This is a genomic window from Enterobacter sp. JS8-1, assembly GCF_049187015.1.
GTDB lineage: Bacteria > Pseudomonadota > Gammaproteobacteria > Enterobacterales > Enterobacteriaceae > Enterobacter > Enterobacter mori.
This window is the reverse complement of the sequence record NZ_CP185805.1, coordinates 940,325-954,522: the sequence shown is the minus strand read 5'-3', so window position 1 is coordinate 954,522 and position 14,198 is coordinate 940,325. Positions and strand designations below refer to the sequence as shown.

The window sequence follows — 14,198 nt, the reverse complement described above, 5'->3', positions numbered from 1 at the left end:
AACAAAACGACAACAACCACAACGCTAAATAAACATTTCACATGTCACATTTTCATTTAAGAACCCCTACAAGTAACTGTTTTTTAATCATTTAATTCTTAATAAGAATGCCAGTGTGACAATTCATATTATTTAATTAAGAATTTTACCTGGTGGTCTGTATGATTATTCCTAAAGAACGAAAGCAATTTCGCTAAACATCTTCTCATTATTAATGTATCGATTCAGTGCGTGTGAGGTAAAATATGTACAGTGCGACTAACAACCCAATCTATTTATCTTCCACTGATAGACTGCCCGTCTGTCATACGCCATCTATGCATTGTTATGGTTGTGATAAAAAATGTCATTTTGACAATTCCGCACTGCATGAAATTAAAGAGTGCACGGGTCTTGAGTATTACATCTGGCCTGACAATAATAGTTTTCTTGTTGAAGGCATTCGTCATTATTTCACTGACGTAAATGATAAATACATTACTCAGCCTGTGGTGATTATTGATTTTAGCCATAAAAACATCAATTACTTCCTGTCAGACAACTGGCTGGATCAGTTCAAGAACATGAGACTGATTCTTGTCACCGATAAGAAGATGACCGCCATTGCCCATTACTGGTTTTACAACGACACGTCCGACACGACGATTAGCTCGGTGATCTTTTATGACGACACGGCCGAGGAGGTGGCAACAAAACTGCAGAAAACCTTCCTCGCGAAAACGATTAAGCCCGCAGGCAGCAGGCCAAAACTGAGCCAGAATGAATACAGTCTGTTTGCGTTTCTTTTCAACGGATGGACACCCAAGAAAATCGCATACCGAAACGGAACCAGTGTCAAGAACACCTATGCGATGAAAAACAGAATCGAACGCAAGCTGGGTGTGTCAATTACGCGACTCGCAAGCTGAAGTATACTGAAAAAAACGGCTGGCATGACATCATGCAGTAAAATACTCGCTGTCGAAAATTCCTGGTACGACCGCGAGTAATCTTACTGCCACCCGTTTTCATCCGTAATGCAATTTTAAGATGAATGTTGATATATTATATCAAATTTAATATTTATAATATGGACGCACTGCGTTTAACTTAATGGATAGAGTGATTATTAATAATATTGAACACCACGACAACGCAATGCGCTGCTATGGATGCGTGAATAAATGCGTCTATACATCTGTACAAACAAAAAAGAATGTAGAGTGTACCGGTGTAGAATTTTACATTTGGCCAGAGAATAACTCATTCCTGATTGAGGGACTGCTGCAGTATTTTAGCAATATTAATTCAAAAGTAATTTCACAGCCTATTGTGGTTATTGACTTTAACTATAAAAACATAAATTACTTCTTAACAAACAACTGGTTAAGTCAGTTTAAAAACTCCAGATTGATTTTAATCACGGATAAAAAAATGGCCGCTGTCGCGCACTACTGGTTTTACAACGATACGAGCGAAACGGTCATTAGCGCGGTCATTTTTCATGATGATGTGACAGAAGATATCAAAACCAAGATTAATCAATCTTTTATGGGCAAGATCACACGCCCCTCGGAGAAAAAGGCAAAGTTAAGTGCAAATGAATATGCACTTTTTGCTGAATTGTATAAGGGACAACTGCCGAAAAAAATTGCCATGAAAAATGCGACTAACGTAAAAAATATCTATGCCATGAAAATACGTATAGAGAATAAACTTGGCGTTCCCATTTCAAGACTTGCCAGTTGAATAGTAATACGCAGGAAACAGACATTTACCTGCCGGGATGTAAATTATTCCTAAGCGAGTGGTTACTTATCCTTATTGTGTGCCTGATGCTTAACTCATACACTAAGATATTGCCAGCGCTTGTATTTTCAGCATAAACAATCCGCTACCACTCATCGTATTCATGGATGTTTCTGGTCGTTTTTTAAATCGCACATTCTTTACTTTTTTAATTCTAAGTGAGGAACGTCACTACAGGTCTGGATTCGATAATGAGCACGCATCTTTCCACCGTTGAAATTAATTCAGAGCACGACTTCAATAATATTGAAGATCCCCGAAAAGATTCCCTTCTGTGGGGTGTTGAATGGCTTTGTACACATCATGCTAAGTTTGCCAGCAAAGAAGTCCTCTATGCTGGCCTGCCAAAAAGCGACAAGCTTGAGCCAGAAATGGCATTGCGCATGCTTGACCAGATGGGAATATCGGCCGGTTGGGTAAAGCGCGATCTGAGCACCCTCTCCTCGTGGCTATTTCCTTTACTGATAGCACGTAAAGACGGGACCTATTGCATTCTTACCGCGCGTAACGGAAAGCGCGGAGAACATACTTATAAGATTGTGGTACCGGAAAACGAAGGAACCGTTGTCGTGACGGAGGCGGAGTTAAACGACGTCTACGGCGGTTATGCCCTCGTCACGACGCGCAAGCCGACGCTGGACGAGCGTGCAGACGACCAGCTGTTGCCGCAGGCTCAGGCGGAAGGGCATTGGCTCTATTCGACGCTATGGCGCTACCGCCATTACTTCTACAGCGCGGCGCTGGCCGCACTGCTGGCGAACATTCTCACGCTGGCAGGCACCTTCTTTACCATGAACGTCTATGACCGCGTCATTCCCACGCAGGCCTACGTAACGCTGTGGTCGCTGGCGATTGGCGTGGTAATTGCCATTGTATTTGAATTTTGTAGCCGACAAATTCGAGCCTACCTGATCGACATCGCCGGGAAAAAAGCGGACCTGATACTCGGGGCAAAACTGTTCCGTCAGGTGATGTCGATGCGAATGGAATACAAGCCACAGTCCTCGGGCACCTTTGCCAACCAGCTGCGTGATTTTGAGGCCGTGCGCGATTTTATTACCTCAGCAACGCTGGCAACGTTGTCCGACCTGCCGTTTTGCGCCCTCTTCATGTTCGTCATCTACCTGATTGGCGGCCCGCTGGCGATCGTGCCGTTAGTCGCGATGCCGCTGATTTTGATTGTCAGCATCATCATCCAGTGGCCGCTGGGCCGCTACATGGAAGAGAACGTCCGCGAAATCTCACTGAAGCAGGGTCTGCTGATTGAGAGCATTGAAGGGCTGGAAGCGCTGAAAGCGGCACAGGGCGAAGGGGTGATGCAAAAACGCTGGGATGATTTCAGCGCTCTGGCAGCCGCGTCGTCGATGAAAACGCGTTATCTCTCGATGCTGACGACCAACTTTGTCTCTTTCGTGCAGCAAATCACGACGGTCTGCATCGTCGTTCTTGGCGTGTATCTCATTCACGCTGGCGAGCTGTCGATGGGGGCGATGATTGGGGTGGTGATCCTTTCCAGCCGCTCGCTTGCACCTCTGGCGTCGGTTGTCGGGTTAGCGCTGCGCTATCAGCATGCCAAAACCGCGCTGAAATCGCTGAACCAGCTGATGGAAACACCGACCGACCGCGATGCCTTGCTCAATTATCTGCCGACGCCGAATTTCACCGGCAGCATGCGCCTCCACAAGGTGGGCTTTACCTATCCGGTGCCGGGCATGATGGTTGCGCCGCGCATCCTCGACAACATCAACATCAATGTTGAAGCCGGTGAGCAAATCGCCGTGCTGGGCAAAATCGGCAGCGGAAAATCGACGCTGTTGCGTGTGATGGCCCGCCTGTATCAACAAAGCAGCGGCCAGATGTTCATTGACGGCGTAGATGCCACCCAGATCGATCCGGCGGACTGGCGAGCCGCGGTGGGCTATGTCGGCCAGGATTGCCGTCTCTTTTTCGGCACGCTGCGCTACAACATCATCATTGGCAACCCCGGCGTAAGCACGGAGGAGTTCCTGCGCGTCGTGCGTCTGACCGGGCTGGATCACGTGGCCGCCAGGCACCCGCTGGGTTTTGACATGCCAATTGGCGAAATGGGCAACTGCCTTTCCGGTGGACAAAAACAGCTTGTCGCCCTGGCCCGCTGCCTGCTGCTGCGCCCAAAGGTCCTGCTGATGGATGAACCCACCAGCTCAATGGATGCCATGACCGAAACGCTGTTCCTGCGTCGGCTCAAAGAGGCGACGCAAGGGCAAACGCTGATCATTGTGACCCATCGCATGTCGGTACTGAGCCTGGTTGAGCGTCTGATTGTGCTGGAAGACGGGCATGTCGTGAAAGACGGGCCAAAAGATCAGGTGATGGCCAGCCTGAATGAGAATGTGATGAAGAAAAAACAAGCGATGCATTCGGTTGAAGAGAAGCAACAGAAACAAGGTGTAAATGGATGATGAACGAGGACGAAGTGAATCATAACGCCTCAAAGGGAGAGGCCGACTCCGGGACGGATGCATCCTCCACGGCATTGAGAAAAGTAGACAGCAACGGCGGGAAAACGCAGCTGGCAGTGCAAAAACCGCAGGCCACAGGAAAGGTCAAAGCAGACGATTTGAAATTCATGAATGACCTGCAGGGCGCGCTGATCGCACAGAAAACCCCGTTCAGCATGATCATGCTCTACACCATCGCCCTGGTGGTGGTGGTGTCGCTGGTGTGGGCGCATTTCGCCCGGGTTGAGGAGATCACCCGTGGCGATGGCAAAGTGATCCCGGCCAGCCGCGAGCAGCTCATTCAGAGCCTGGAAGGGGGCATTCTTGAGGAGCTGAACGTTCAGGAGGGGGATATCGTCGAGAAAGGGCAAATTCTGCTGAAAATTGACCCGACCCGCGCCGGGGCCAGCTACGGTGAATCCCTCTCTAAAGTGCAGGGGCTTAAGGGCAGCATTGCCCGTCTCCGCGCGGAAGCTTACGACACGCCGTTGTCCTTCCCGCCCGATATCGCCGGAATTGAGTCTATCGTGCGTGATGAAACCCAGGCCTATAACGCGCGCCTCAAAACCCTGAACGAGAGCGTTCAGGCCTTACAGCGCAGCCTGTCCCTGGCGCAAAACGAGGTCAGCCTGTCAGAGCCGCTGGCCCGTAAAGGGCTGATGTCAGATGTGGAGATCCTGCGCCTGAAGCGTCAGGCCAACGAGTTCAGCCTGCAGATCGCAGAGCGGACCAACCGCTTCCGCTCCGACGCCAACAGCGAGCTTAACCGGCTGGAATCTGAACTGGCGCAGGCGGAAGAGATCCTGCGCGGGCGTCAGGATGTGATGAACCGAACCACGGTGGTTGCGCCGGTACGCGGCACCGTCAACAACATTCGCGTGACCACGCGCGGCGGCGTTATCCAGCAAGGGGCGGAAATCATGACCATCATCCCGCTCGAAGATAACCTGCTGGTCGAAGCCAAAATCAAACCGTCCGATGTGGCCTTTATCCATCCGGGGCTGCCCGCCACGGTAAAAATTACCGCCTACGACTACGCCATTTACGGCGGGTTAACCGGCGTCGTCGAGCACCTGAGTTCCGACACCCTGATTGATGAGGAAAAAGCGCGTCAGGGACGTGGCGATTCGACCTATTACCGGGTCTTCGTCCGCACCAATCGGGCGGCACTGCAGGTTAAAGACAAGGAGTTCCCAATCATACCAGGCATGGTGGCGAACGTTGAAATCAGAACCGGGGAGAAGACCGTTTTGTCTTACATCCTCAAACCGATACTGAAAGCGCGCGAAGCATTCAGAGAGAGATAATTTTATGGTTAAGGCACGTAAAGAGCGTCGTTGGGCCAGGGTAGCCACTGCGGTTGCACTCTGTTTGCCCTGCTCTTCTTTTGTCATTCCGCTCCACGCGGCTGACGTGGCGCATGTTAAAAAAGACCTGTCCTCGCTGCCGCCGATGCGCACACAGTCACAGTTAACCCGCGCCGCGCAGACGCCAGCGCAGCCTGCGGTACGCGCGAGCACGCCGGGGACGGTTCAACGGACTTCGCTGCCCTCGATGCGCACGCAGTCGCAGTACGCTAGTACGCATAAAACCGTACCTACGCAAACGTACCCCGCATCACGACCGGCAAGCTACGCCGCGACGCAGCAAACTGTGGCACCTGAGCCGACGCTCGAGAACAGTACGAGTAACAAAGCGGCACTGAAAACGAATTACGATTTCTTCCCGCCCGTTAAAGAATACTATAAGCCCGAACCGGCCTACGCGAACGTTCGCCAACAGGGCGCATCGGCAAGCCCCCGCGCCACCAGCGGCATGTCGCACGGCTATTTCAACGGTGCCAGCACCAATGATTCGCGGGAATTTCTGCGCAGCATGGTAGCAAGAGCGCTGGCGTACAGCCCTGAGCTGCGTGCGGCCTCCTCTGAGGTTCTGGCCTCGGACTACATGGTGGATCAGGTCAAAGGCCAGCGTATGCCGCAGGTGCGGCTGGGCGTAACGTCGCCGCTGACAACCGTGGGGGGAGACCGCCAGTCGTCCAACAATACGCATATCAGCGACTCCAGCGGGACGGTATCCGTCAACACCCCCGTGATCGACTGGGGACGAATCAGCCATCAGGTCGATAACTCGCTGGAAACGGCAAAAGCGGCCCGCTATTCCAAAGAGTATTCTCGCGAGCAGCTGGCCTATAACACCGTGTCCGAGCTGATGAACATGAGTCGGTACCAGCAAAGTAAACAGGTGGCGAAGAACTATGTTGGCCGCATGAAAGAGCTGGTCAACATGCTGTCGCAAATCACCCAGGCGGACCGCGGCAGAGAAAGCGAACTGGTGCAGGCGAAAGCGAAACTGATGTCCGCTCAGGCGAGTCTCGACAACATCGAGCATCAGCTGAGCGCCAGTAAAATCAAGCTTGTGCGCCTGCTTGGTGCAGAGCCTGTGCTCCCAGAGAATTTGAGCTGGCAGGATACGATTATCCCGGCATCCGTCGCCATCGGCTCGCTGGACAAGAACCCGATGATGCTTAACCTGCAGTCCAAAGTCCGCGCGGCGGAATCGGAAGCAGAAAGCATTAAATCGGCTGCGCTGCCGCAGGTAAACTGGGTGGTCTCCAAGAGCACCGCCAAGGACGGTAACGGTAATGAAGCGGGCTGGTATACCGGCCTGAACGTGGAGTGGGAGGCGTTTAGCGGCGGCTCTCAGCGCGCCGCTCAGATGACGGCCCGCGCAAAAGCCAACGTGGCGCAGCAGCAATATGAAGTGAGCTACCGCGATCTGGAGTATCAGATTAACTATCAGGTGCAGGTACGCGACTCATCATTCCTGCGTGCAGATGATTACGAGCGTCTCTCAGGCGAAACTGACCGCGTGCGCCAGATGTTCTACCAGCAGTGGTATCACCTGGGAAAACGCACGTTGCTTGATGTGCTGACCGCTGAAAACGACCACTTTAACAACCAGCTTTCCGCCATTAATAATCGTTATGACGGGTACATTTCCAACGTGAACGTCATTGCCAGCGCCGCGATGATGCTCACCTGGATGCGGATAGCCTGAGCCGTATCGACCTGATAAAAAAAGCCAGACCCTCATTGCTGAGGGTCTGGCTTTTTTATTGCCCTTCGTGTCTTACCAAAGGGCGTTTTCTTTATCGATCTCCGCCCAGCGCAAATACATGTCGCTCGACATCATGAAATCGTTATGCCATTTCCACCAGGCGTGGAGGGTGTAATAGGCCAGACAAGGCAGGTAGCTCAGCAGGAAGTACACCTCAAACCACACCTTCCACCCCAGCAGCGTGAGCAGCAATCCCACCACGGCCGACCAGACAAACTCCACACCCACCAGCATCACCAGCCTCAGCCACAAAGGTTTTCCGGACAGGCTGCGCCAGGGGATCGTCGGGGAGAAAAACAGGTCGATCTCGTTAAGGAAAAGATGCCCCAGGAAGATATACCGCTTCGTGAACCGTAAAAACAGCAGATTAATGGCCATCACCACCGCGCAGAGCACCAGCATGGTAATGATGGACTCGAGGGTGAAGTAACGGCCATAGCGATCGAACTGTTCACTGTTCCGTAAGGGGCTAATCGTCAGCAGGTTCATGACGACGGACATGACGACAGCAATGGCGACATAATGGGACAGACGTTTATATTTCCCTTTGTCCCGCGCCGAGGCGATGACCTGTCGGATGTAGATCGAACGCATCGCTGCGAACATTCCCCAGACGATGAACGGCGCGACGATGGCCAGCGTCAGCAGCACGATCCCAGGCTGAGCCAGGGTGAGCATCAGTGCAATAATGCCTGCGAAAACCAGCGTGGCGATCGCGAGCACCATCACAGGTTCGACAATCATCGCATTCACCGGCTTATTCTCTTTCTGCAGAAACACAGATAAATCGACATTTTTGACCACGCACTTATAGGCCCAGAACGCCTTGAGATCGGCAATGAAGCTATACAGAATCAGCGCAAAAATACCGCTCGCCAGCCAGGCATCCTGCCGGGTAAAGGAAAACCCGGCGTTTTTCCAGTAAAAACCCATCAGGATCAAGGTCACGATAGAGATAAAAAGAAGGTTCCTTTTATCCTGAAAGCGAATGAACGTTAAATAATCTGGAATCATATCTCGACCATTACATCTCTAATGCTTTTCTGCAGTGCAGAACGCGTTCGGCATTAAAACCGGCAAAATCATTCAGCATTTGACCGAGATAAGGTTTGTTACTCATCTCCAGGAACAGCGGACGCTCTGAATGGTTGATAAATCTGGCGACAGAATCGTTCCATTTCACCGTGTGGGTCAGGTGCAACGACAGATTTTCTTTGATGTTTTCCGGCACGATTTCCATTCTGCCCGTCACGTTCATCAGCACATCATACGCGGGTGAGGTGAAAGGTTGTCCGGCAAGGAAATCCCGCATCAGCTGGACGCCCTCTTCCATTAAACGCGTGTGCCAGGCACCGCTGACACCGAGTTTGATCGGCTCATAGCCCTCATCCGCCAGTACCTGGGCGAAGTCGCTCAGTGCCGCCGGTGTCCCGCCGATAACCTGCTGGCGCGGCGTGTTGTCACAGCTGATATCCAGCGCAATCCCGGAACGGGTGATGATGTCGCTCAGGGTGGCAAAATCCGCCCCTTTCAGCGCGATCATTGCCCCTTTCTGCTTTTTGCTCACCGCATCCATGGTGCTGGCACGGAAATGCAGGGTGCGGAATAAGGTCTCCAGAGAGACTGCCCCCGCCGCATAGAGCGCACTGTATTCCCCGACGCTGTGGCCGCAGGCCCCCGTCACCCGAAGGTTGGGGAAACGCTCACGGCAAAGGCTATAGAGCGATACGTTGATCGCCGTTACGGCCAGCTGCTGTACCGTGGTCTGGATCAATCTGTTCATCGGCCCCTTCAGGCAGAGTCGGCGAAGATCGAGGCCAGAAATATCGCTGGCGCAATCCCAGATCTGTTTCGTCGTCGAATTCAGATCCCACAGATCGCTGCCCATCCCGATTACCGGGTTCCCTTGCCCGGAAAACAGCAGCACGACAGGCTGCGATGCATTATCAAGCGTCATAGTCATTTCCTTATAAATAATACTTAAAGCCAACATAACCACCGGCGACATCACCGAAGAATGCAAACTCAGAATTTGCGCTACCCAGTGCGGAATAGACGCCGGTATACGCTTCCAGCTGGTCATCAATAAAGGTCAGCGGTGCGCTGAGGTGCAGCCCTGCCATGGAGCTTTTATCCATCAGGTTGAGGATGAAATAGGGCTGTGCGGTAATCTGATGCGTGAACTGCACGCTGGACCAGGCGTTGAGATAATGTTTTCCCTGCAGCATGCCTTTGTTCCCCGTATTGCTTATCTCGGAGGCCATCAGGTATTTATAGGAATCATATGCCCTGTCGAGCGGTGCATAGCCTGTGCCGGTGTTCAAAAAGGTCATCAGATCGCGCTGTTTGCGCCATTCTGATCGCGAATAGCCTTCGCTCTGGTAATAGTATTCCAGGCCGAAAACGTTGAAGGTATCAGAGGTATATTGCCCGCCCACGGCCAGCTCAACGCCCTGTTTATCTTTTGTTTCATACAGCGAGGTGGGGAACTGATACCGCTCCAGCTCCGCGCTTTTCTCTTCAGACAGATGACGCCAGCGCTGCTCCGCATGCCACGCCACGTCGGCATTGAGCGTGAGCTGAGGGGTGTAGTTGTAACTGTCTGAAAGCGCGACCGACAGCGAGTCGCCCATCAGGACGCGCATCCCCGGCGTATGGTCACGGAAGATATGGGAGGTATAGCTCAGCAGCCAGGATTCACTGCTGTTGCCACGCTGATTAGCAGACCAGTTCCCGGAGGTCAGATAGTATTCATCCACCGTCGCCAGCTTCGGGATCATCGTCAGCGAAAGCGACTCGTCCCGGTTATCCATCGTCAGCGTTGCAGCCCAGGAGGAAGACTGATAAGCCGAGCGGAGCTGAGGATCGTAAAGCCGCGTCGGTTTTGCACCGTCGTAATAATGCGGCGTGAGATCCGAAGGCGAGCGCAGGAAGAAGAGCCCCGGCCTGGACGGAAGCTTCCCGACCTCAAGCTGCAGGCTGTCCGACAGGGTGTAGACCAGCTTAAGGCGCTCAATTAACAGACGTGAACGGCGGTCATCTTCTTCAAACGCACCGAGCTTACGCGGGGAATACCAGGTTAGCCCATAGAGGGATAAATCCAGGTCCAGCGTATCCTCAATCAGCGAACAACGGCTTGCGACATTCACCCCGGCATCGTTGTAGATATTGTGTCGGGTGTACGGGTTTCGGCCATTGATTCGCCACTCCGAAATCTGTTTTTTAACGACAGACACCTGCTCATACAGCGTGACAGACGTATTCTTTGCAACGTCACTGCCGGACAGACAATCCGCGAATACGCTGACGGGCAGCGCGGCGAGCATCAGGGTTAAGCCTGTTAATGTACGCTTCATTTCGCGCCTCGCTGAAGAGACTCGCGGGTGAACGCCGATTCAGGTAACGATTCATAACGCACATCGCTGTAGGTCATGACGGAATAGCTATTGCCGTGGCGCGCCTCTTTCACCACGATTTTCATCGGGCGCATTTTGCCTAATACCATCTGGAAATCCTGATACAGCACTTCTTTAATTAACTTATTGTCCAGAGAGAAATAGGCGGCTTTATAAGGACGGTTATCCCCCTCTTTTTCAACGTAATAGTCCACCTTCGGCCAGGTCACTTCAGCCGATTTACGCACCAGCTCCAGCTTATAGCACTGCGTTTCGCCGCAAGGCTCTTCACCCTTCAGCGTGGCGTCGTAGGCATATTCAAAGTTGGTGACAATGACGTCGCCATTGGAAATTTGCCCAATCAGTCGCTGCTGGCGAGAGACGGGAACAGGACGGCGGAGTTCTGGCGTGTAGAACCATAAATCGTACCAGTCAGAGAGCAGCACCTTTCCCTTGTCGCGCGGCGGATAAATAAAGCGCGCCAGGGAGCGGGCATCCGCTTTCATCTCACCTTCTGGCTTCATAAAGCGCATGGAAATATCCAGCACCTGTTTATTGTCGGGCTGCGTGGCGCCCGTTTTAAATTCATGGATGGTGAGGGTGTAGCGAAAGGGTTTATTTGGCGAACGGACTTCATCCGCACGACGAATAATATCCACCGCTTTGTCATCGGCAGAGGCGGAATACGCCCCTGCCGACAACAGACAGGCACCCAAAAAGAGTGAGGCCAAAACACTGCGTTTCATATCGCTTCCTTACGAGAATTTAAATGCGTCCGAAATATTGAGCCGTGAAGCACGTAATGCGGGTAATACCGAGGCCCCCGTGGCGGTCAGGATCGGCAATACCAGGGTTATCCAGTTAAGCGCGACGCTGTCGGTTTTAATAAATGCGGTATAGCCCTGCGATTGCCCCGGCGACGGTGGCATCGCGATACCGTACAGATTAATGACGCTGGCAATGGCGTAACCTATCGCCAGACTGCCAATCGCGCCGATAATGCCGATGAAAATCCCTTCCAGTAAAAACAGGCGGGTCACATGCAGCGGTTTGAGGCCGATGGCTCTGAGCGTCGTAATTTCACGGGTGCGTTCGATAATATTCATCGTCATCGAATTACCGATCATGAAGATGACAATCAGACCGACAATGAGCTTAATAAAGAAATAGATCCCGGATAACAGCCCTTCTACCTGCTGATAAAATATCGAGGCGTCTTTCCAGTCTTTTACGATCAGCGGTAAGTTATGCTCGGCAATAAAGCCACGCAGTTTCGCCGTGAACGCGGCTGTATCGTCCTCTTTCAGCAGGATCAGCACTTTACTCACGCTGTTGGTGCCCATAATACGTTGAGCCGTACCCAGCGGAATTTTCATCGCCACGTCATCGTAATCTTTGATCCCGGATTCAAAGATGCCGCGTAGCTTCATGGAGAGCGCGCCCTGCCCGCCTTGCGTATTGACCACCAGCACGTCCAGCCAGTCGTCGTAATGCGCATTCAGCGTTTTCGCCAGGCCGCTTCCCAGCGTGATTTCGTCCGTGCGGATGCGGGACAGATCGCTGCCGGTGATTAATTTATCAAACGAGCCCAGCTTCAGTGCCGGTAGTGGTTCAACGCCCAGCGCGGAAAAATAGCTGGAGGTTTCACTCTCATACTGTGAAATAACGCCGGTGAACTCCAGCTGACCGGAGAGCGTCGAGATATCCTCAGCCAGAGCCGGATCGTTGAGAATCGCTTTCTTTAATGCCGGATAATCGTCAATCAGGCTTTTGTTTTTATTGGAGGTCTCAAAATAATTTTTGTTATAAATTTGCACATGACCAATATTGGTTCGAATCGTTTGCTCTTTCAAAATCCAGAAAGAGTAATCAATAAACCCGCCGTACAGGAAAATCGACACGCCGCCCAGCATGATGGCCGCCATGGTCGAAAACGATCGCCTTTTGTGGCGAAACAGGTTTAAAAAAGCAAACTTCACGTCCCGCGATCGGAATACGACACACCAGAGGACAAAAAGCAGGATCAACAACACAACGCTATTCGCTAACACCATTTCCCCGGACATTTATTTCCCTTTCGCCAGCGGCAACAATACTTCTGTCACTTCGTTGATATCCCACTCTGGCGCACTGCCCGATGCCAGAGACGATGCCGTATTCGCATTACGCAGTTCAATCTCTGCCAGTAACGCGTCTGCCTGCCGCTTGTGTTTGCAACTCAACAGCGCGCGATAACGCATTTCGTTGATGTGTTCCACCAGACCCGCATTGAATACGTCAGGCGTATTCAGCATCTGTTCCGTATCTTTTAACGTCACCACGCAGCGCCCGATTGACGCAGGCAGCCAGGCATCGACCCGGGCACGCATATAGCGCACCAGCATGTTGTCTTCATACAGATCAACCGCCTCGTCCAGATAGAAAAAGCCCGTTTTCCCGTACTCAGATGCGCGAATAAAATCGTTGGTCTGGAGAGCGCGATCGGCCTGACGCAACGTTCCGTAGGCATAGAAAACCAGCGAAAGAGGATTGTCGTTGGCTTTGTATTCTTTAAAGAGCGACTGCGTCATCTCTGCAAGCATGTCCGCTTCCTGCGGAAAACCGCTCTTAATGACATGCTCGGCGACGGGCGCCGGTGCGGCTTTAATGTTCCCGACATAGGCCAGGCACAGCAAAAACCAGCAAAGAAGGAAAAAATTACGATTGTGAATCATGAACTAAAACTCCGTCCTTAATTTCAACCACGCGCCGCGCACGCTCTTTAAGCTGGCTTGAATGCGTGGAAATAATAAAAGTGGTGCGCGTCTCCTGGTTAATTTTCAGCAGAAGATCCAGAATGGCCTCCCCGGTGACCAGATCGAGGTTTCCGGTCGGCTCATCGGCAATGACCACCTGCGGGTCGTGCGCCAGCGCCCGGGCGATGGCCACGCGCTGCTGCTGGCCGCCCGAAAGCTGGCCCGGTTTACGCTCGGTGAATCCCGCAAGCCCGACGCTGTCGATGAAGTGCAGCGCCCGCTCTTTGGCCTCTTTTTTCCCGACGTGGCCGTTTAACACCAGCGGGAAAAACACGTTATCGAAAACACTCAGTACCGGTATCAGATTGAAAAACTGAAAAATAAAACCCAAATGCTTGCCGCGGATCGCCGATAATTGGTCTTCCGGCAGATGATTCAGTAATTTTTTCAGAAACATCACCGAACCGACGGTGGGTTTATCGATTCCCGACAGGATATTTAACAACGTACTTTTGCCGCTGCCGGAAGGCCCGCAGAGCGCCAGAAATTCGCCTTTTTCTATTTCCAGATTGATATTTTTCAGGGCATCGACTTTGCCTTCGCCCGAGCCATAACTCTTATAGATATTGTTCAGCGATATCGTTGGGAGTTCTTTAATTATTCCGCTCATGGAGATGTCG

General features: G+C 52.1%; 12 protein-coding genes. 5 read left to right on the top strand and 7 right to left on the bottom strand.

Annotated features, from left to right (window positions below; genetic code table 11):
- Positions 1 to 245 precede the first annotated feature (245 nt).
- The 5 genes from ACOQH0_RS04440 (at position 246) to ACOQH0_RS04420 (ending at position 7,328) form a co-directional block, all read left to right on the top strand.
- Positions 246 to 908: a helix-turn-helix transcriptional regulator gene (locus ACOQH0_RS04440; protein ID WP_108415648.1), complete on the top strand. Its 663-nt coding sequence runs from the start codon at positions 246 to 248 to the stop codon at positions 906 to 908.
- Positions 909 to 1,101: 193 nt separating this feature from the next.
- On the top strand, positions 1,102 to 1,728 hold the full coding sequence (locus ACOQH0_RS04435) for a hypothetical protein (protein WP_172701319.1): 627 nt from the start codon (positions 1,102 to 1,104) through the stop codon (positions 1,726 to 1,728).
- A 251-nt stretch (positions 1,729 to 1,979) separates the two neighbouring features.
- Positions 1,980 to 4,229 (top strand): type I secretion system permease/ATPase, encoded by a 2,250-nt coding sequence (locus tag ACOQH0_RS04430; RefSeq protein ID WP_089598139.1) that lies wholly within the window; start codon positions 1,980 to 1,982, stop codon positions 4,227 to 4,229.
- Entirely contained in the window at positions 4,226 to 5,575 is a 1,350-nt protein-coding gene (locus ACOQH0_RS04425; RefSeq protein ID WP_421511624.1) for an HlyD family type I secretion periplasmic adaptor subunit, read from the top strand. Before ACOQH0_RS04430 ends, ACOQH0_RS04425 begins: the two co-directional genes overlap by 4 nt.
- Before the next feature lie 4 nt (positions 5,576 to 5,579).
- Positions 5,580 to 7,328 (top strand): TolC family protein, encoded by a 1,749-nt coding sequence (locus ACOQH0_RS04420; RefSeq protein ID WP_421511623.1) that lies wholly within the window; start codon positions 5,580 to 5,582, stop codon positions 7,326 to 7,328.
- 72 nt (positions 7,329 to 7,400) lie between these two features.
- Here ACOQH0_RS04420 and ACOQH0_RS04415 read toward each other — a convergent pair whose 3' ends face one another.
- Genes ACOQH0_RS04415 through ACOQH0_RS04385 form a run of 7 tightly spaced genes read right to left on the bottom strand, consistent with a single transcriptional unit; the run spans position 7,401 to position 14,188 of the window.
- A complete protein-coding gene (locus tag ACOQH0_RS04415; protein ID WP_420985737.1) occupies positions 7,401 to 8,402 on the bottom strand; it encodes a hypothetical protein in 1,002 nt (333 codons plus the stop codon).
- Positions 8,403 to 8,412: 10 nt separating this feature from the next.
- Positions 8,413 to 9,345, bottom strand: a complete 933-nt coding sequence (locus ACOQH0_RS04410) for an ACP S-malonyltransferase (RefSeq protein WP_010427862.1) — start codon at positions 9,343 to 9,345, stop codon at positions 8,413 to 8,415.
- Positions 9,346 to 9,355: 10 nt separating this feature from the next.
- Positions 9,356 to 10,744: a hypothetical protein gene (locus tag ACOQH0_RS04405; protein ID WP_421511622.1), complete on the bottom strand. Its 1,389-nt coding sequence runs from the start codon at positions 10,742 to 10,744 to the stop codon at positions 9,356 to 9,358.
- The gene (locus tag ACOQH0_RS04400) at positions 10,741 to 11,529 is read right to left on the bottom strand and encodes an outer membrane lipoprotein-sorting protein (RefSeq protein ID WP_421511620.1); all 789 of its coding nucleotides are present in this window, start codon (positions 11,527 to 11,529) and stop codon (positions 10,741 to 10,743) included. Before ACOQH0_RS04400 ends, ACOQH0_RS04405 begins: the two co-directional genes overlap by 4 nt.
- A 9-nt stretch (positions 11,530 to 11,538) precedes the next feature.
- Positions 11,539 to 12,849, bottom strand: coding sequence for an ABC transporter permease (locus ACOQH0_RS04395; protein WP_010427857.1), 1,311 nt, complete (start codon positions 12,847 to 12,849; stop codon positions 11,539 to 11,541).
- Positions 12,850 to 13,497 carry a hypothetical protein gene (locus ACOQH0_RS04390; RefSeq protein ID WP_010427855.1) on the bottom strand — a complete coding sequence of 216 codons (648 nt, stop codon included), beginning with the start codon at positions 13,495 to 13,497 and terminating at the stop codon, positions 12,850 to 12,852.
- Positions 13,481 to 14,188 carry an ABC transporter ATP-binding protein gene (locus ACOQH0_RS04385; protein ID WP_089598145.1) on the bottom strand — a complete coding sequence of 236 codons (708 nt, stop codon included), beginning with the start codon at positions 14,186 to 14,188 and terminating at the stop codon, positions 13,481 to 13,483. Before ACOQH0_RS04385 ends, ACOQH0_RS04390 begins: the two co-directional genes overlap by 17 nt.
- Positions 14,189 to 14,198 lie beyond the last annotated feature (10 nt).